Raw genomic sequence first — 19190 nt, 5'->3', positions numbered from 1 at the left:
AAAAAGCTTAAACGTAGGGAAAGAATTCCGTTGGGGTCGTAGCTGGCTTGCCAGCCGGAGTGCCCCTAGGGATTCTAAGCCCGGAGCCCACAGTACTCAAAAACATCGCCCTTCGGCCGCTAGGAAAAACCAATATTCCGATGCTAACTATGCGGACGAAATTCGCGCTGAAATCAAATTAAACCACTTTGTCATCACTCTGAGAAGCCGCTAATGCGGCTTCTTTTCGACTAATAACAATAATCTATTCGCTTAGCTGGCTTTTTGGGCCTGCTGCTCGATATAAGCAACCAAATCTTCAATGGTCACAACCGGCATATTCTTCTGTTTAGCGAACTCAATAACCTGAGGTGCATGTGCCATGCTGCCATCATCATTGGTCAGCTCACACAGAACACCGGCGGGTTTAAAGCCGGCAAGCGTCACTAAATCGATAGTTGCTTCAGTATGACCACGGCGAGTTAATACACCACCCGGGCGTGCACACAGCGGGAAGACATGGCCCGGGCTATGCAGGTTGTTTGATGACGCACCATCCGCAACTGCTGCGCGAATAGTGGTTACGCGATCCGCAGCAGAAACGCCGGTAGTCACGCCTTCAGCCGCTTCAATACTGATAGTAAAAGCGGTCTGATAGCGGCTTGAGTTAGCCGGAACCATCATAGGAAGAGCCAGTTGCTCGCGCAGTTGCTCGTTGATACACAGGCAAACAATACCGCTACCGTGACGAATGGTCAGAGCCATTTGCTCTACCGTCATGGTTTCGGCAGCGAAAATCATATCGCCTTCGTTTTCACGGTTTTCATCGTCTAATACCATTACGCCACGGCCTTCGCGTAGGGCATTAATCGCCTGTTCTACACGCGCGATCGGCGTGCCAAATTCGGAAAGTAAAGTCTGATTCATGGTAAAAATAACCTCGTTAATAATGTGGATTACCAGAACCAGGGCAGCTTAGGAGTAGGCAAAAAGCCTAAATAACGTGAGGCGAGCGAATGCCCAACCCGTTATCGTTACTCTCTCCCATCCGGACTATAACCGTCGGCCCCGGAATTACACCGGGTCTGCTGACCTTGAACTTAGAGTAAACTAAGCTAAGCGCTCGCGGGCTTCCATTAAGCATTTAGGCTTTCATGGTTTACCGCCGGTGGGGACTTTCACCCCGCCCTGAGAATAAGCCTGAATACTATAACCCTTATCATTATGCGCTTCAATCCTTGTGAAAAATTCTTCACGAAAACAGAGACTCAGCAATGAAAGGTTTATACTCAGCTCAACAGACAGTAAACTAGCCGCTGAATTTAAATTCAGATGCCATCAACCATTTAAAGGTAGACCTATGATTGATCCGAACAAAATTGAACAAATAGCCCGGCAGATCCATGAATCCATGCCGAAAGGGATTCGTGAACTGGGTGATGAAGTCGAGAAGAAGATCCGTCAGGGCCTTCAAAATCAGTTGGCAAAACTCGACGTCGTGAGTCGTGAAGAGTTTGATATTCAAACTCAGGTTCTGCTCAGAACCCGCGAAAAACTGACTGCGCTGGAGAAGCGTCTGGCAGAGCTGGAAGCTAAAGGTCGCGAAGACTAAGTCTTCTATATTTCAAGCATAGCGAACGGGGCAGGAACAGATAAAGGAACCTGCCCCGCTTATTTTTATCAACAGAGATTATGCAAAAATGGCGGCTTAGTGAGACTGAACCACTTTCTCTTTTCTTCTCGGTAGAATCAGCCATAGCAGCGCAAACATGGCAAACGCATACAGCGTTTTCCAACCGATCATCACCAGTAATAACACGCATAGTGCGCTACCGATAAAGGCCATCACTCTCGAACGCCCGGTTAACAGGCGACAGCCTGACAGCATGCACAGCAGATAAATAAACACAAAGATGCCGTTAGCGTAAACAATCAGTGCATCCAAGGGTAAGGCTAAATATTCAGCCGCCAGAGAAGATATCAAACAGCAGATCAGCACCAACGTCAGGGCATTTAACGGAGAGCGGGAACGAGAAAGCTGCGCCACCCAAGCTTTAGGCTTTTGCTCATGAGCCTGTGACCAAACCAAGCGCGCAAAGCTCTGAGTATAAATATTCATACTGGCAAAGCAGGCCAGATAACCAATCAGGCAGGCAATCCATAGGGCTTTAGAGCCGAACAGTTGAACCACAATCGCCGGTAATGAGGCCGCCGCGGCCATATCACCACCGTAGGAGTGAAAAGCCAATACCGCAACGGTACAGGCCCAATAGACGCCACCGGCAAGCAACATACCGATAAGTAAAGCCCGGGGAAAGTCGCGCTCAGGATGACGAAATTCTGCCGCCAAGTGAGCAAAAGCTTCAAGCCCGACAAAACACCAAAACATCACGGCCAGCGCGCTAAACATCGGTCCGGCAGACAGCTGTTGATATGAAGGCCAGTCGATTTCCGTCAGCGTAATTCCGCCTTTCCACCAAATAGCGACCACCATTGCCACTATCAGAGCGGCAATAATCACCTGCAAGTTAGCACTAGAGCCCGCGCTGCGCATGCCTAACAGCCAAATAGCCAATAGACTGCCAATCTGGACCAACTGCAGCCCTAGCGGTCCAAGTCCGAAAGCAGCCTGCCAGAAGCCAGAGGCTATTTGTAGTGCCGCAGGTAAACCAACCGGAATCACTGACAAAAACAGCCAACCGGTCACTCTGGCCATATGAGGGCCAAATGCCAGGTTAACAAAATGGGCGGCACCGCCTGCGTTGGGAAAATGGCGTCCGAGAGCAGCAAAAGCAATAGCAATCGGAAACACTAACGCAATCAACAATGGCCATGCCCATAAGCTGCCCTGCTCAGCAACCTGAGCCGCCAGTGCAGGCACGGCAAAAACGCCGGTCCCTAACAGGGATGTAGAAAGTAGCCCAATGCCCTGAGTTAATCCGATATCTTGCTTAAGTCCGCTCATGCTACCGGCTAATTAGCCCCGCTCCTTGATGGTTTTAATGATATTGCTGGTTGAACAGCCATCTTCAAAATTCAGTACCTGAACGTCACCGCCCGCCGCCCAAACTTCTTGACTACCGGCAATATCTTTAGGCTGATAGTCTCCGCCCTTCACTAACAGATCGGGCAGGATATCGGCGATCAACCGCTGAGGCGTATCTTCATCAAAAGCAACCACCCAATCTACCGCTTCCAGCGCCGACAGTACGATCATCCGCTGAGCCAGCGGATTAACCGGACGGGTTTCCCCCTTCAGCCGGCGAGTTGACGCATCGCTGTTAACCGCCACGATAAGCCGATCCCCCAACTTACGGGCGTTAGCCAGATAAGAAACGTGCCCGGCATGAAGAATGTCAAAACAGCCGTTGGTCATAACCACTTTCTCACCGCGCAGGCGGGCGTGGGCGACGGCCTTCTTCAACTGAGCTTCGTCCATTACGCCAAACCCGGTATCAGCTCTTCCGCGAATAGCATTTTCGAGCTCAATCGGCGACACGGTTGAAGTTCCGATCTTACCCACCACCACGCCGGCAGCGGCGTTAGCCAAGAAGCAGGCTTCTTCCAGCGATAAGCCAGACGCTAATGAAGCTGAAAGCACACCGATAACCGTATCTCCGGCACCGGTCACATCAAACACTTCCTGAGCCTGAGTCGGCATATGGAAAGGGGCTTTACCCGGCTGTAACAGCGTCATTCCGTTTTCTGAGCGCGTAATTAATAATGCGCTTAGTTCAAACTCTTCGATCAGTTTGGTGCCGCGCTTAACCAGTTCATCATCATTTTTACAGTGACCGACAACCGCCTCAAACTCAGACAAATTGGGTGTTAATAGCGTTGCACCGCGATAACGTTCAAAATCAGCGCCCTTAGGGTCAATCAGTACCGGAACGTTTGCCCGGCGGGCGGCTTGAATCAATTGTTGAATTGACGATAGCGCCCCTTTTGCATAATCTGATAGGACTAACGCACCTAAATGTGGCAACGCTTGTTGAACACGATCGAGGATTAATTGAGCGTCAACGCCCTCAAAACCCTCTTCAAAATCAAGGCGTAATAACTGTTGGTTGCGGGATAATACCCTGAGTTTAGTAATTGTCGGATGGGTGGCAGATGTCACGAAGTCACACTTAACGTTCACTTCGGCAAGTTTTGTGTTTAATACACGGGCAGCTTCATCCATACCGGTTAATCCAACCAGTCGGGAAGATCCTCCCAGAGAGGCAATATTCATTGCCACGTTCGCTGCTCCGCCCGGACGATCCTCAACCGTATTAACCTTAACTACCGGAACGGGGGCTTCAGGTGATATACGGCTTGCAGGGCCGTGCCAGTAGCGGTCTAACATGACATCACCCACCACCATTACGTTGGCGCGGCCGAAATCGGGTAGTATTACTTTCATCCCAAACTCCATCAAACGAGAACAGCACAGATTGCGAAATAGTTTATCATAACCGTTTCATAAAATAGGCATGCGTTAAAACACCATTACACACATTGGCAGGATTTACTGAATACATTTGTTATGGCAAAGAATCATATAAGACCAGAATTTACACGTGAACTTCTACATCCACGCTATTGGCTGGTTTGGTTTGGAATTGGCATTCTCTACCTGCTGGTTTTACTGCCTTATCCTTGGTTTAATCGTCTGGGCCGCTGGCTTGGTCGCCTTGCGATGCGCGTGATGACTCGCAGAAAGAAAATTACTCGCCGTAACATTGAACTGTGCTTTCCCGATATGACGGAAGAACAGCATGAGCAGTGGATGATTAAAAACTTTGAAGGTACCGGTCAGGCTATTTTTGAAACGGGCATGGCGTGGTTCTGGCCTGACTGGCGAATTAAGAAATGGTGCAAAATCCAGGGGGTAGAAAACCTGATGCTGGGCATCGAAGAAAAACGCGGCGTGCTGGTTATCGGCATTCATTTCCTTACGCTGGAACTCGGTGCACGTATTATCGGTACCGTCAGGCCCGGCGTTGGTGTCTATCGCCCCCATGACAATAAGCTGATGGATTGGCTACAAACATGGGGCCGGCTGCGCTCAAATAAATATATGATTGACCGTGGCGATGTTAAAGGCATGATTCGCTGTCTGAAACAGGGTGAACTGGTCTGGTACGCCCCGGATCACGATTACGGCCCCCGCAACAGCGTCTTTGCCCCATTCTTTGCGGTTGAAAAGGCGGCAACAACGATTGGCACCACGATTCTGGTACGCGCAGCTAATCCATTACTGATTCCGTTTATTCCGATGCGAAATGATGATGATTCGGGCTATACGTTAGTGGTTCAACCGCCGCTGGAAGGCTTCCCGATTGATAATGAAGTTAATGCCGCAATCTTTATGAATCAGGTGATTGAACAGCAGATATTATTGGCCCCTAACCAATATATGTGGCTCCACCGCCGGTTTAAGACTCGCCCTGACGGAGAGCCATCGTTGTACGATGTTTAAAATCATATTAGGTGCCGTGGCGGTATCTCGATCGGCCCCGTGGACGGTATTTCAAATATGATGGATATCGCCAAATATTTAACCCACAACGCGTCAAACTCATAGCCGTAGCTTAATCTTCACCTTCGCGGCTAAGCTTCTCCAAAATAGGCGCTAAAAAGCCTGAGGCTTCCTTCAGGCTCTCATCGGTCACTGTATTAACAAACTCACTTTGATTACCCTTAAATTGAAGATAGGCCATTACGTCAGCTTTACTATTCTGGTCATCTCCCCATATAAACGGGTAAACAATAATAAAATCATCGCTTGCTAACGGATTATCCTGCTGGCGAAATTCAGCAATCCGCCTCAAAGGGTAGATGCCAATGAGAACGTCCGAATAATTTTCACTCAAGAGCAGTAAACCTATTTTCAGAACCTGTGTTTTAGGATCGTACTCATGAACATCCATACTATTAAGATAAGCCTCCATCGAAGGCCATGCAGCAACTGAAAGTTCACCCTGGTTAACTTTGCCGCCGCCGTACATTTGTTTAGAATCAAACCAACTCTGCCAGTCATTAAACGATGCCGCCGTACCCGGAGGGCTTTGTAAAAAGGCCTGATACTGTTCCGGCGTTAGGGTAATCCGCGCATATAACGAGGCCGGCTCTGAAGCAGAAACACTCAGGATGCAAAACAGTGAAATCAACAAAACAGACAATCGTTTAAACCAAAACATCGACAATCCTTGAATTAAGTTTCTACACTCAGACCAAGCTATTCGCTCAACCACTTCTTCCAGCTCTGATTAACCTGCTGCTTTTCTTCGGCAAAACTGCTTACCGGCACTTTTCCCGGCTTATCCTGTAGCGCCAAATGATGAATTTCATCACGCATAGTGACATAAGCCTTCGTTAACGCTGCGGCCTCGGCTTCATCCATAATCTGATAGTTAGCCATCAGCTCAAAAATCCGCACGTTATCAGACCAACGGGTTAGCTTCGGCTGCTGATGGGCATAACGTAGCACCAGATATTGGGCAATAAATTCAATATCAGTAATTCCGCCTTCATCCGTTTTTAAATCAAACAGGTCGGAGTCTTTACTGCCGAGGTGGCTGCGCATTTTCTCACGCATTTCCCGAACGTCCTGCTTAAGCTGATGTTCATCTCTGGCGAGGCAGAGTATTTCGTGGCGGGCATGGTCGAACTCTTGGTGTAATATCGGATCGCTGTACACGATGCGAGTACGTACTAACGCCTGATGCTCCCATGTCCATGCCTCATTACGCTGATAATCTTCAAACGCACTGATAGTACTGACTAACAGGCCGGACTCTCCGGACGGGCGCAGCCTGGCATCGACTTCATACAAAATGCCTGAAGCCATCCGGGCGCTAAATAAATGCATAATCCGCTGGGCCAAGCGTAAATAAAACTGGCGACCGTCAATGCTACGCTCACCGTCAGTCACAATGTTTTCAGGGCAGTCGACTAAAAAGACTAAATCCAGATCGGATCCGTAGCCCAGTTCGATTCCACCTAACTTACCGTAAGCAACAACGGCAAAGCCTCGCCCTTCACGCTCATACAGGTGAGTCGGCTGCCCGTAGCGGGCAGTAATCTGAAACCAGGCCTGCTGGATAACCGCATCAATAATCGCTTCGGCCAGATAGGTTAAGTGATCGCTCACTTTCATCACCGGCAATGCGCCGGCAATATCTGCGGCGGCAATGCGCAATAGCTGAGTTTGCTTAAACTGACGTAATGCCTCAAGCCGCTGCTCTTCGTCCTCTTCAGGCACCCGCAGCAAGAACTGACGCAGTTCATCACGGTAGGCGCTAAGAGGGATAGCCTGATACAACGAATTAACGTCGAGTAATTCATCCAATAGAATCGGATAACGGGCCAGCTTACTTGCCACCATCGGTGATGCTGCGCACAGACGAATTAAGTGAGTCAATGCCGACGGATATTCCATCAGCAGCTCAAGATAGGTAGTGCGGGTCACGATGCTCAGAATCAGATGAGTCAGCCGGGGTAATACGCTATCGGCGTCATCACGCTGGCAAACCTCTGACAGCAAACGCGGCATCAGCGTATCCAGTACGTCGCGGCCCCGCTGGCCGATTGAACGCTTATCCAGATCGTGGCGAAAATCATTCAGATGGGCCCCGACATGACCGCAGGCCGATTCATCCAGCAGTGGCATTAAACAGGCCAGTTCACCGGCATCAAGCTCATCCTGCCACAGCGTGTTGTAACGCAGATAACGCGAGTCTTCTTCAATATCCGGTGAATCGTCACCAATCAGATTACTGAAAATTTCCCTGACGGCACTCATATGTTGGTCAATCTGTTGTGTCAGTTGCTCCCAGTCCGGGCACCCCATACCGACGGCAAGCCGCTCTCGGTCCAGCGAGTCGGTCGGTAAAGTTTGGGTTTGCTGGTCAGCAATTGCCTGTAATAAGTTCTCTAACCGGCGCAGATAAAGGTAGCTTTGGCTCAGGGAGTCTACCTGTTCTTGTGATAATAGCTCTAAGCCGGCTATTGCCTGTAGGGTTGGTAGTAACGAATTTCCCTGTAGGCCGGGTTCACGTCCGCCGCGAATAAGCTGGAATACCTGAGTAATAAATTCAATTTCACGGATACCACCGGCACCCAGTTTAATATTGTCAGACAGCCCGCGGCGGCGCACTTCTCTGGCAATCATTCCTTTCATATTGCGTAAAGACTGGATAACGCTGAAATCGATATAACGGCGAAAGACAAACGGCCGCAGCATGCCTTTAAGCTCTTTGCTGTAGCTATCATTTTGGTCACCCATAATTCGGGCTTTGACCATGGCGTAACGTTCCCAGTCCCGCCCCTGCTCTTGATAGTAATCTTCCAATGCACTGAAGCTAAAGACCAGCGGCCCGCTGTCGCCAAAAGGGCGTAAGCGCATATCCACCCGGTAGACAAAACCTTCCTGAGTGACCTGATCTAACGCTTTAATCAGCCGCTGGCCCAAACGGGTAAAAAACTGTGCATTATCTAATTCACGGCGCCCGCCGGCGGTTTGACCGTTCTCCGGATAGGCAAAGATCAAATCAATATCGGATGAAAAGTTCAGCTCACCGCCGCCCAGTTTCCCCATTCCCAGTATAAACAGCGTTTGAGGGGCCCCTTTCGCGTTAACCGGCGTTCCCCATTCCCGACAGCAAACCTCATATAGCCAGTCTCTGGCTGCAATAATCAGCACTTCAGCTAGCTGACTAAGCTGATGGAGGACTTCAACTGTATTAAACAGATTCAGGCTTTGGGCCCATGAGATACGGACCATCATTCTGCGACGAAAATCCCGCAGCACGCGCATCAAAGCGGCTTCATCAGTGATATCTGCCAATGCATTGTGTAGCCATTCGGCATAATGAATAGCGTCCCCGACGGAGGGGACGTTAGTGTGTAGCTCTTCCCACCAATCCGGATGTTGCAACAGGCTATCGCTGACAAAATCACTCAACGCCAGAGCTATACCGTCTTGCGGACTAAACGCTATGGTTGTATCTGACAAAGACGCCAACTGCGTCTGGCGTTTAATCCGCAGAGCATCGAGAAATGGGGGAAGTACCAACATATTCAATCCTTATGGTGCCAATAAGCCAATAAGATAGGACTGCTAAATCAGAGGTGCTGACCGCTGTTAAGCCAAAACGGAGGCTGCTCCAGCGCCGCGCGGCGTAATACATCACGATCGCCCTGAGCGTCAAACAGCCGTTGCCATGTCTGGATATAAGGCAGAGACTCTGATTGCTCATAGGCACCAGCGAGCATGTAGAAACTGATAATTTGTTTCTCAAGGCGGACCTGCTGATCGTTATAGCCGTCGTTGGTCAGTTGCTTGGCAAATGCCTCTTTCAGCTCAGATAAGCAGCGGGACATCGTGACGTCAGCAAAGCGTTTAAAAGAGCCGGCAAGCTTGTCTTTAGACTTATTATCAACAAACAGCCTCCAGCCCTTATTCATCATCCAGGCCATCAGGGCAAGCTTAAGTTGTAAATAGCCGGGCTGATAGATGATGTCCTGCGCCGGGCATTTTGCTGCTAACTGTTGTTCCAACTCAGCCAGCCGTTCACGCAAGGGTGCGGTAGCTTTACGCGGTATCATACCGCCAAAAACAACCAGAATCTGGCGTACGCTGGTTAACGAGCGGCTGACATATTTCTGAGCCTGGGCATGACCTTCAAACCAAGACTGCTCATACTGTTGCCATTGAGAAAGCGCCCACTCCAAAGAGGCTTCTAAACCTTGCTCTACGGTAATTTTTGCCGCCGGAACTAGCACCGTCATCTCGGGTAATTCAGCGGATTCATTAGCATTCAGCAACTGGTATCCACGGGCGGCTTTACTTTGGCTCCCTAAACGTAATCCTTCCACGGTGGTAAACTGCTGGGCCAGTGCCAGCATATCCGCAGCATTGCCTTGCTTCAGCTCCAGCTCAAGTTCACTAATCCCTTCACTTTGTTCACCGGCAACGATAGTCCCGGTATCGAGCGCAATTTCAATGACGCTTTGCTGAAAGCTGACCAGCCAGAGCTGACGTTGGAAATTAGTGGTAAATAGCGGCTTCAAGGCCGAGGCCAATTCAGCAACTTCGGTTCCGTGCGGCCAAACCTCTTGCGGCAGCAGGCTTATATCCAAGGCGTTAGTCGGTAAAGGGATATTATATTCAGGCCGATGCACAATACCGTTAACCACTTTCCCGCCACTTTTCAGCGTCATTTCGTAGCTATCGTTACATCCTCTTACTCTTAAACCAAAACGATGAGAGCGTAATAAGCCCGCATCGGTATCATAGTAAGTATTTATCAGATGTAGCGTTTCCTGATGCTGTACTTTAAGTTTGGACAGGCATTCAGGCAATGCCGCTACGGCAGCAGGACTGGCAATAAACTTGAGTTCTATTTCAACGGTCATAGTTGTTTCCGCGGTCAATATATCGATAAAATCGGGCGACAATAAGTCGTGGGTCAAGTGTAGCAATTTACCGCAATATTTATGTGAAAAATCACGCACTTTGTTCGGTTAATCCCGCTACAACAAGGTTTTTACATTGCACCCCATCCCTTAACCCACTACTATCCATACATACGCAAATTCTAAACAAGATAAAATTACAGACAATGCTTATATTACGATCAATCTACATCACCCTACTGACGTCGCTGACTTTGGCCGCATTTAATGTCAATGCTGCCGAAAATCGATACGTTACTGAGGATTTCTCGACTTCTCTGCGCACCGGTCCCGGTGATAACTATAAAGTTGCCGGAACAATCAGCGCAGGTGAGAAGGTTGAGTTATTAAGCTCTGCCAATAAATATGCTCAGATAATCGATAGCCGGGGCCGTACAGTTTGGATCCTGTTGGATCAACTGACTACCGAACCGAGCGCTAAAGTTCGCGTTCCTGAGCTTGAACAGCAGGTTAAAGAATTAACTGACCGGCTGGCATCCGTTGATAGCGACTGGAATCAACGTACCACCGATATGCGCCAGAAGGTGGATAGCAGCAATTCAGTAATTAACGGCCTTAAGCAGGAAAACCAGCAGCTCAAAGACGAGCTGGCTGCCGCTAAGAAAAAGGTCAGTGAGATCAGCGTTCAGCTAGATGATAAGCAGCGGGCCATTATTCAACAGTGGTTCATGTATGGCGGTGGCGTTGCCGGCGTAGGCCTGATTTTAGGGCTTATTCTGCCGCACCTGGTACGCCGTCGTAAGAAAGATCGCTGGATGAATTAATTTTCATCAATATCCGCTCGATCAAGCCCATAAAAACGCCGGCGTAGTTTGTCCGGCGTTTTAATTAATTAAGATTAGTGATGTGCAAAAATAATTCGGAGATGACGTGAAAACCTATCTTGTCGGCGGTGCTGTCCGCGACCAATTATTAGGCTTACCCACCCATGAATATGACTGGGTTGTTGTCGGTGCCACGCCGCAAGAAATGCTCACTCAGGGCTATCAGCAGGTAGGAAAAGACTTTCCGGTATTTCTGCACCCTGAAACCCATGATGAACACGCGCTGGCCCGAACTGAGCGTAAATCCGGCTCAGGCTATACCGGTTTTATCTGCCATGCCGACCCTGAGGTTACGCTGGAACAAGACCTGCTGCGTCGCGATTTAACCATCAATGCCATTGCTCAAGATAGCGACGGTAGCCTGATCGATCCTTATCACGGCCGCCGGGATCTGGAACTTCGCATTCTGCGCCATGTCTCCCCGGCGTTTAGTGAAGATCCTCTACGCGTTCTCAGAATCGCCCGCTTCGCGGCCCGTTTTCATTTGCTGGGATTTACTATTGCGCCAGAAACACAGGCGTTAATGAAACAAATCGTCAATAGCGGTGAGATCGCCAACCTTACCCCTGAACGCGTATGGAAAGAGACGGAGAAAGCCTTATCGACTCAAAGCCCTCAGGTGTTCTTCCAGGTATTAAGAGACTGCGGAGCTCTGGCAGTATTATTTCCGGAAATCGATAACCTGTTCGGCGTGCCTGCACCGGAAAAATGGCATCCGGAAATTGATACCGGCGTTCACGTTCTGATGGTTCTGGAAGTGGCAGCACAGTTATCTGATGATGTTGATATTCGGTTTTCGGCCCTGCTACATGACGTTGGTAAAGGCCTTACCCCTAAAGAAGAGTGGCCTCACCATCATGGTCATGGTTTAGCCGGGGTCAGGCTGGTCGAAAATATTTGCCAACGGTTTAAAATTCCGACCAGCACTCGGGAGCTTGCCCGTCTGGTTTCGGAATTTCACGACCAAATCCATACCATTTATAAGCTACGGGCATCCACCCTATTAAACTTATTTAATACCATTGATGTCTGGAGAAAACCGTCGCGTCTGGAACAGATGGCATTAGTCAGTGAAGCCGATTATCGCGGTCGCGCCGGATGGCAAAATAGAGCCTATCCTCAGGCTGACTACCTCAAGCAGGCTTATGCCGTTGCTAATTCGGTATCGGTGAAAGATATTGTTGATGCGGGTTATACCGGAGCTGAAATTAAAAACCAGCTAAATCAACGTCGTACATCAGTTTTAGCGCAGTGGAAAGAAACTAACGCCCCCGTTGAGTAAAGACAATTCAGCTATACTTATTTTTGATAGAGATAAATGGATTATATCTCGTTTCTGATGGCTTCAGAGCCTGCCGGAAACCATCAGAGTTAATTTATTTAGATTTATCAAAATAGGTAATGCGGTATGAAAATTAGAACCCTGATCGCAGGCGTAACCGGCGTGCTGTTTTCCACAGCAGCACTGGCTACCGCCCCTTCCCACTATGACACCCGTTTTAATATTACCGCAGAGGTTCCTGATAGTGCGTTTATTACCGATCCACAGGGAACGCCAGTCACTGAAATCGATCTACGCTTAATCCCCGCTGGCAGTCATTATGCCCGTTCAACGGCGCTATCAGCCGATACCTTAGGCGTAAAACCACTACGCTTATGGAGTAACAATAGCGGCGAAAATCGGGTGAAAATCACATTGGATGATGGGAATTCAGCAAACGGAGCTCCCTTTGTGCTTAACAGCAGCAGCGGTTCTCGGCTGGAACAGATGAACTATAAAGTCTCCACCATTGAAGGGGCAGAAAGAAAAGAGTTCCTTCGCTCAGGGGCAGACAATAGTTATGTGCTGACAAAACAGCAAAATCACGCTGAAAAAGAGATTGTTTTCGTGGTTGAATCCCGACAGGCGCACAATACCTATCAGCCGGGGAGCTATGGCGGCGTGGTCTATGCCAACGTTGCGGTTATTCCCTGAGTACTGCGTGCGTCACTAAACATAAAGCCTCAGAATGACCTTCTGAGGCTTTATGGTTTTGTTAAGCTAACTGATTAAAAGAAAACGACATAAATTACGCCCGCCACAAAAAAGCGGTAAATCGCAAATGGAATAAACGAAAAACGTTTAATCAGGTTAAGGAAGGTTTTAATCGCCAGCAATGCCACAATAAATGCGGTGACAAAGCCAACGGCAAACATCGGTAAATCGCCCCATACCAGCCCGTTAATACCTTTATATAGCACCAGAACCGTAGCACCCAGCATCATCGGAACGGCCAGAATAAACGAGAATTCAGAGGCAGCATAACGGCTTACGCCAATCAACATTCCGCCGGAAATCGTGGCGCCGGAACGAGAAAATCCGGGCCATAATGCCAAACACTGGAAGCAACCGATAATAAAAGCCTGACGATATGTCATATCATCCAGCCCTTCAGCCCTTGGCTTTTTAGGTTTAAGGACTTCAGCCGCAATCAATAACAATCCGCCGGCAATCAGGGCATACATCACATTTCGAGTACTAAACAGGTGCTCTTTAATATCATCATGTAAAGCGAATCCGGCAATCACCGCAGGTAACATCCCAAGAAGAATATGCCCCAGCGTCAGGCGGGTATTCCCCTTTCCTTCATGTGGAACCTGACCAAAATGAATACCAATTAAGCCAAACAGTCGGCGCCAAAAAACAACGACAACGGCCAGAATTGAGCCTAACTGAATAACCACTTCAAATGTGGAAGCCTTATCACCGGTGAAGCCTAATAGCTCGCCAACAATAATCATGTGGCCTGTCGATGATACTGGTAGAAACTCAGTTAATCCTTCAACAATTCCGAGAATACACGCAATCAACAGCGCGTGGAGGTCTGTCATTTATAAAATTCCTTGCCAAAGAATAAAAAAAATCAATAAAACAATACGATAAAAAACTTAAGGATAGCTTAAGATCCCGGTGCAAATCTGACAGACATAATCTTTTTTAGTTTCATCACACGGCAATCCTTTTCTTATCAGTACGGAAAGAATCGCCATGAGTATAGTTGATATAGGTCTACCCCACCGCAGTCACTATTAGCGAGAGCCCCGTTCAATAATCACACCCACCTGTTTTGCGGCGGCAACAGCACCCGGCTTACTGACTTTAATTTTGATCCAGGGGATAGAAAAGCGCGTCATCAGCAGATCGGCTACCTCTTCGGCCACTCTCTCAACCAAAGCAAAACGTTGGTTTTCGACTTTTTCAATAATCGCTTCACTGACATCAGCGTAGCTCAGGCAATCTTCAACATTGTCACTGGCTGCTGCTTTACGGTTGTCCCAGCCCATTTCGATATCGAACACTAATCGCTGACGAATGGTCTGTTCCCAGTCATAAACACCAATGGTGGTGATTACATTAAGCTGTTCTATAAATACAATATCCATCACATGATTCTCAGTTTTTCAATTAAGCCATACCACTTCAGGCGGAATTTGCGTATTATCCACACTAGTAGAGAGTAAAACGACAACTATTAGATGGAATCGAGTTTATGAGTGCTATCGCGCTTGGCATGATCATTATCGCCTATCTATGTGGCTCCATATCCAGCGCAGTATTGGTTTGTCGATTAGCCAAACTGCCCGATCCCCGTGAAAACGGTTCCGGTAATCCCGGAGCAACTAACGTATTACGAATCGGTGGGAAAGCAGCCGCAGCGGCAGTGTTAATTTTTGATGTCTTAAAAGGCATGCTGCCGGTATGGGTGGCCTATAAACTGGAATTATCCCCGTTATACCTTGGTTTAACCGCCATTGCAGCCTGTCTCGGCCATATCTACCCTATCTTTTTTCATTTCCGTGGCGGTAAAGGGGTGGCAACCGCATTTGGTGCTATCGCGCCAATTGGTTGGGATCTCACCGGCCTGATGACCGGCACATGGTTACTGACCGTTCTGCTCAGCGGGTACTCTTCTCTTGGCGCCATTATTAGCGCTCTGATCGCCCCGTTTTATACCTGGTGGTTCAAGCCCCAATTTACCTTTCCTGTCGCCCTGCTCTCCTGTCTGGTACTGATTCGCCACCATGACAATATTCAGCGCCTGTGGCGAGGGCAAGAAGGCAAGATTTGGGATCGGTTCAGGAAGAAGAAAGCAGAAGAAGCCAGCTCCGTAGAGCCTGTCGAAGAGAATAAAGATAAACCCGATTAAAACAACTAAACAGGTAGTAGATACCAATGCGATTATTATGTGAAATCGAAGATGTATTTCAAATAAGTGGTCGTGGCTACGTTATTACTCCGGGAATACCCCATGCTTTCCCCGCCAAGGTGTATATCAAAAATAAAATAATATTAGAAACGCCGAATGGAGCAAAAATCTGTTCCGAAATTGATGGGTTTGAATCATTTTGTCGGGGAAAACCGATAAATCATGTCCCCTTCTCTATTCCTGCTAGTGTCGATAAATCATTTCTACTTGTCGGTACTAAAGTTTGGCTCGTTGATAGCGATCCTAAAAACAAATAGACAAAAAAATACCGGGCAAATAAAAAACCCGGCATTCTTATCATTCGCAACTGATTCGATGTTATATGGCCCCAACAGCAGGCAACTGATCCAACGGCCAACGCGGCCGAACGGAAACCGCCAATCCGCTGTTCTCTCCGGCTTTCAACCGCACCATGCCGGCATAGGCAATCATCGCACCATTATCGGTACAAAATTCAGGGCGAGCATAGAAGACTTCGCCGCGACGTTGTTCCATCATGGCGGCCAGTTTGCTGCGCAGCGTACGGTTAGCGCTCACGCCACCGGCCATGACCAAGCGGCTAAATCCGGTCTGATCCAGCGCACGTTTGCATTTAATCGCCAAAGTATCGACCACCGCATCTTCAAAAGCCCGCGCAATATCCGCTTTAGTTTGTTCATCATCACCGGACTGACGAATAGTATTGGCAGCAAAAGTCTTTAAACCTGAGAAACTAAAATCCAGCCCCGGGCGATCGGTCATCGGGCGAGGAAAGGTAAAGCGACCGGCAATGCCTTGCTGTGCCATCTTTGATAACAGCGGACCACCGGGATAATCCAAGCCTAATAGCTTGGCGGTTTTATCAAAGGCTTCGCCGGCAGCATCATCAATCGACTCCCCCAGCAGCTCATATTCACCAATGCCCGTCACGCTAATAAGCTGTGTATGCCCGCCGGAAACCAACAGGGCAACAAACGGAAATTCGGGCGGATTATCTTCCAGCATCGGGGCGAGTAAATGCCCTTCCATATGATGCACCGGGATTGCCGGCACGTCCCAGGCCATCGCCAGTGAGCGGCCAATGGTTGCCCCGACTAACAGCGCACCGACTAAGCCGGGCCCTGCGGTGTAAGCCACGCCATCGATATCGGCAGCGGTTAAATTAGCCTGTTTTAATGCAGCCTGAATCAAGGGTACCGTTTTGCGCACGTGATCGCGGGATGCCAGCTCTGGCACCACACCGCCGTAATCCGCATGCAGTTTGACCTGACTATATAACTGGTCAGCCAAGAGTCCCATTGTATCGTCATATATTGCCACGCCGGTTTCATCACACGACGTTTCTATACCTAATATGCGCATAGCCTGCTAAACAGCCTCTGAATTGATTAATTTATTGATTGGCACCTTCGTTTTCTTAAACCGAAAACAAGCAATAGGGCATCACAAAACGGCCCCTGCCATCGGTGAATAATACCACATGCCGCAAGTGCAAAAACAACAATCCCTGACATCAGGAAAAATACTCCTGAAATATAATCAATTAGCGGCATTTTTCGACGATTTTCTATAAACTATCGCGTGAAGCTACTTGAGCGCACCCAATACTCTAGGTATGCTGCGCATCTATTTTGTCCGTCCAACGTATAAACAATTAATCTGGTTGAGATTGAAATGACTAAAGCTCAAAGTGTTAAACGTGGAATAACATCTCTGGCATTACTGAGTGCTCTAGCCATCAGTGGATGTAGCTCCAGTGATCCTAATGCAAACCTTCCTTCTGCGGTTAAAACAGCGGGAGTTCCGGATCAGCCATCAAACCAGATGTATAAACAAAATACACAAACTGGTCCTGAAATTTTGATGTCTGCAGGACAAAACAACGGCAGTTATAACAATATGCGCCGTTCAGTAACCCGCGGGGCTTTACCGGAAAAAAACGGTATCAAATTAGCCGAGTGGGTTAACTTCTTCCCGTATGACTACCCGCAGCCACGCGGCCGCATTCCTTTTTCTGCCATGAGCGAGACATCACAAACGCCTTGGAATCAGAATACGAAATTACTGCGTATTGCAGTGAAAGCTGACGATATTAAGGCCGCAGAACGCCCGGCAGCCAATTTGGTGATATTCGTGGGTACCGACGGTTCCGATCTTGCATTGATTAGACAGAGTCTGACACGTCTGGCTGAAAAGCTGACCAAGCAAGATACGCTGTCAATCATCACTTCATCCGGCGATAAAGGCGTGCTATTGGCCCCGACCTCCGGCGCAGAAAGAGATAAGATCCTGTCGGCTATTGGTAAGATCTCCAGCGGAAAAGCGGGTAAAGACAGTGAGCGCTTAGCTCAAGCCTATAGTCTGGCTAACCAGCGCTATATTCAAGGCGGAATCAATCGTGTGATTCTGGCCGGAAACAGCGGCTTCAATGCCGGCTTTAGTGATATTCCAAGCGTTCAGAATTTCTTTAGCCAACAGCAGGGCAATATTTCGCTGACAACCCTAGGCGTTGGCGTAAGCAAGTTCCAGCCTTCTTCTTTGGCTGAAATAGCCTATGAAGGTAACGGAGTCTCTGCCTATATTGATAACATCCGTGATGCCGATAAAGTCTGGGATCAACAGCTGAACTCAACGCAGACTCACGTTGCCAATGAGTTCGCCATGAACGTTGAGTTTAACCCGAGCTATGTCAAAGCTTATCGTCTGCTGGGTTACCAGTCAGAACGCAACAACGGTGCCGCCAGTAAAGGCGCTGTAGTGACCGGTCAGACATTAACTGCGTTATATGAAGTCGTTCCTGCGGGTGGTTATGAAAACTGGCCTGGTGAGGCTTACGGCCCGATTTATACGCCAGACTCAAACAGTAACTTACGTTCAACCAAAGAAATGGCGATGGTCCATATTCGTTATAAGCAACCAAGTAATGGTGCTTCTCAACGGATAGAGATGCCGGTTCCGGCAACTCAAATGGAAACCGCACTGAATAACAGCAGTAAAGATTTCCGTTTCTCAGCCGCCGTTGCCGCTTTTGCTCAACAGCTAAAAGATAACGGAGCGACTACCGGTAAGTTTACGCTGAATGACACCCTTAAGCTGGCGAATGACGGTAAAGGAAGTGACCAGTTTGAACTACGCGGTGAGTTTATTCAGCTAGTAGAAGCAGCTCAAAATCAGCTGCCTTCTTCTTCGCCAATAAAAGGCACAGTAAAATAATTTATTGCTGAAACAATCGGTCGGTCAGGTGTATGATGGCCGATTGTTTCGGATAATGACGTTGTGGTTGCAGTTGATACAATGAAAAAAGCCATTTTTCTCCAATCTCTGATGAACGAATCAGTAACAGGGGTTTACAAGCAGGCCCTATTCGCAGTAGAATTCCGCACCATTTTGAATATAGCTGGCACAGCGCCAGCAGCTAAACCGATTTTTATCGAGGTGAGAGGCACATGCCGGTAATTAAAGTACGCGAAAACGAGCCATTTGACGTTGCATTACGTCGCTTCAAACGTTCATGTGAAAAAGCAGGTATCTTGGCCGAAGTTCGTAGCCGTGAATTCTACGAAAAACCAACAACTGAACGTAAGCGCGCTAAAGCTTCTGCTGTGAAACGTCACGCGAAGAAATTAGCTCGTGAAAACGCACGCCGCACCCGCCTGTATTAATTTCTTCCGGATTAGTCCGAACGCGCAATTAATGC

General features: G+C 48.4%; 18 protein-coding genes, 1 pseudogene and 1 riboswitch. Of the genes and pseudogenes, 10 read left to right on the top strand and 9 right to left on the bottom strand.

The genetic code is table 11. The features are described from left to right. Positions 1-214 (top strand): hypothetical protein (locus YWE_RS31195; protein ID WP_211231008.1); only part of this gene is annotated, 214 nt, incomplete at its 5' end. A gap of 38 nt (positions 215-252) precedes the next feature. Here YWE_RS31195 and ribB read toward each other — a convergent pair. Next, the gene (gene ribB / locus YWE_RS0111985) at positions 253-906 is read right to left on the bottom strand and encodes a 3,4-dihydroxy-2-butanone-4-phosphate synthase (protein ID WP_029094751.1); all 654 of its coding nucleotides are present in this window, start codon (positions 904-906) and stop codon (positions 253-255) included. Positions 907-1011: 105 nt separating this feature from the next. Further along, positions 1012-1179: riboswitch (FMN riboswitch) on the bottom strand. 160 nt (positions 1180-1339) lie between these two features. Here ribB and ubiK point away from each other — a divergent pair. After that, positions 1340-1591, top strand: a complete 252-nt coding sequence (ubiK, locus tag YWE_RS0111980; RefSeq protein WP_029094750.1) for a ubiquinone biosynthesis accessory factor UbiK — start codon at positions 1340-1342, stop codon at positions 1589-1591. A 96-nt stretch (positions 1592-1687) separates the two neighbouring features. Here the strand turns inward: ubiK and yjeH are convergent, their stop codons facing one another. After that, the gene (yjeH, locus tag YWE_RS0111975) at positions 1688-2944 is read right to left on the bottom strand and encodes an L-methionine/branched-chain amino acid transporter (RefSeq protein ID WP_029094749.1); all 1257 of its coding nucleotides are present in this window, start codon (positions 2942-2944) and stop codon (positions 1688-1690) included. A gap of 12 nt (positions 2945-2956) precedes the next feature. Beyond that, the gene (gene hldE, locus YWE_RS0111970; RefSeq protein ID WP_029094748.1) at positions 2957-4384 is read right to left on the bottom strand and encodes a bifunctional D-glycero-beta-D-manno-heptose-7-phosphate kinase/D-glycero-beta-D-manno-heptose 1-phosphate adenylyltransferase HldE; all 1428 of its coding nucleotides are present in this window, start codon (positions 4382-4384) and stop codon (positions 2957-2959) included. 123 nt (positions 4385-4507) lie between these two features. Here hldE and YWE_RS0111965 point away from each other — a divergent pair, with 123 nt between their 5' ends. Then, positions 4508-5443: a Kdo(2)-lipid IV(A) acyltransferase gene (locus YWE_RS0111965; protein ID WP_029094747.1), complete on the top strand. Its 936-nt coding sequence runs from the start codon at positions 4508-4510 to the stop codon at positions 5441-5443. A 112-nt stretch (positions 5444-5555) separates the two neighbouring features. Here YWE_RS0111965 and YWE_RS0111960 read toward each other — a convergent pair whose 3' ends face one another. The 3 genes and pseudogenes from YWE_RS0111960 to YWE_RS0111950 all read right to left on the bottom strand — a co-directional run bounded on the left by YWE_RS0111960 (position 5556) and on the right by YWE_RS0111950 (position 10383). Further along, positions 5556-6164 carry a hypothetical protein gene (locus YWE_RS0111960; protein ID WP_029094746.1) on the bottom strand — a complete coding sequence of 203 codons (609 nt, stop codon included), beginning with the start codon at positions 6162-6164 and terminating at the stop codon, positions 5556-5558. Between the two features lie 38 nt (positions 6165-6202). After that, positions 6203-8962: pseudogene (gene glnE / locus YWE_RS0111955) on the bottom strand (bifunctional [glutamate--ammonia ligase]-adenylyl-L-tyrosine phosphorylase/[glutamate--ammonia-ligase] adenylyltransferase); the annotation flags it as partial. Between the two features lie 128 nt (positions 8963-9090). Next, the gene (locus YWE_RS0111950) at positions 9091-10383 is read right to left on the bottom strand and encodes a CYTH domain-containing protein (RefSeq protein WP_029094744.1); all 1293 of its coding nucleotides are present in this window, start codon (positions 10381-10383) and stop codon (positions 9091-9093) included. A 206-nt stretch (positions 10384-10589) separates the two neighbouring features. Here YWE_RS0111950 and YWE_RS0111945 point away from each other — a divergent pair, with 206 nt between their 5' ends. From YWE_RS0111945 to YWE_RS0111935, 3 genes are all read left to right on the top strand, one after another. Beyond that, positions 10590-11207 (top strand): TIGR04211 family SH3 domain-containing protein, encoded by a 618-nt coding sequence (locus tag YWE_RS0111945; protein ID WP_029094743.1) that lies wholly within the window; start codon positions 10590-10592, stop codon positions 11205-11207. 106 nt (positions 11208-11313) lie between these two features. Further along, the gene (locus tag YWE_RS0111940) at positions 11314-12549 is read left to right on the top strand and encodes a multifunctional CCA addition/repair protein (protein WP_029094742.1); all 1236 of its coding nucleotides are present in this window, start codon (positions 11314-11316) and stop codon (positions 12547-12549) included. A gap of 126 nt (positions 12550-12675) precedes the next feature. Beyond that, positions 12676-13242, top strand: a complete 567-nt coding sequence (locus YWE_RS0111935; RefSeq protein WP_029094741.1) for a hypothetical protein — start codon at positions 12676-12678, stop codon at positions 13240-13242. 74 nt (positions 13243-13316) lie between these two features. On the opposite strand, the gene bacA is transcribed toward YWE_RS0111935, so the two are convergent. Both bacA and folB read right to left on the bottom strand, forming a co-directional pair. Further along, on the bottom strand, positions 13317-14138 hold the full coding sequence (bacA, locus tag YWE_RS0111930; protein WP_029094740.1) for an undecaprenyl-diphosphate phosphatase: 822 nt from the start codon (positions 14136-14138) through the stop codon (positions 13317-13319). Between the two features lie 198 nt (positions 14139-14336). After that, on the bottom strand, positions 14337-14690 hold the full coding sequence (folB, locus tag YWE_RS0111925; RefSeq protein ID WP_029094739.1) for a bifunctional dihydroneopterin aldolase/7,8-dihydroneopterin epimerase: 354 nt from the start codon (positions 14688-14690) through the stop codon (positions 14337-14339). 107 nt (positions 14691-14797) lie between these two features. On the opposite strand from folB, the gene plsY reads away from it, so the two are divergent. Together plsY and YWE_RS0111915 are read left to right on the top strand one after the other, a co-directional pair. Then, positions 14798-15454 carry a glycerol-3-phosphate 1-O-acyltransferase PlsY gene (gene plsY, locus YWE_RS0111920; protein ID WP_029094738.1) on the top strand — a complete coding sequence of 219 codons (657 nt, stop codon included), beginning with the start codon at positions 14798-14800 and terminating at the stop codon, positions 15452-15454. Positions 15455-15480: 26 nt separating this feature from the next. Beyond that, complete coding sequence (locus YWE_RS0111915) at positions 15481-15771, top strand: hypothetical protein (RefSeq protein ID WP_029094737.1); 291 nt, start codon at positions 15481-15483, stop codon at positions 15769-15771. Between the two features lie 61 nt (positions 15772-15832). Here the strand turns inward: YWE_RS0111915 and tsaD are convergent, their stop codons facing one another. Next, positions 15833-16855, bottom strand: a complete 1023-nt coding sequence (gene tsaD / locus YWE_RS0111910; protein ID WP_029094736.1) for a tRNA (adenosine(37)-N6)-threonylcarbamoyltransferase complex transferase subunit TsaD — start codon at positions 16853-16855, stop codon at positions 15833-15835. A gap of 312 nt (positions 16856-17167) precedes the next feature. On the opposite strand from tsaD, the gene YWE_RS27165 reads away from it, so the two are divergent. Continuing rightward, on the top strand, positions 17168-18706 hold the full coding sequence (locus tag YWE_RS27165; RefSeq protein WP_051323315.1) for a vWA domain-containing protein: 1539 nt from the start codon (positions 17168-17170) through the stop codon (positions 18704-18706). A gap of 233 nt (positions 18707-18939) precedes the next feature. Beyond that, positions 18940-19155: a 30S ribosomal protein S21 gene (rpsU, locus tag YWE_RS0111895; RefSeq protein WP_027275017.1), complete on the top strand. Its 216-nt coding sequence runs from the start codon at positions 18940-18942 to the stop codon at positions 19153-19155. The last annotated feature ends 35 nt before the right edge of the window (positions 19156-19190 follow it).

Source organism: Budvicia aquatica DSM 5075 = ATCC 35567 (assembly GCF_000427805.1).
GTDB lineage: Bacteria > Pseudomonadota > Gammaproteobacteria > Enterobacterales > Enterobacteriaceae > Budvicia > Budvicia aquatica.
The sequence above is the reverse complement of the archived record's forward strand: the minus strand, read 5'-3'. Positions and strand labels throughout refer to the sequence as shown.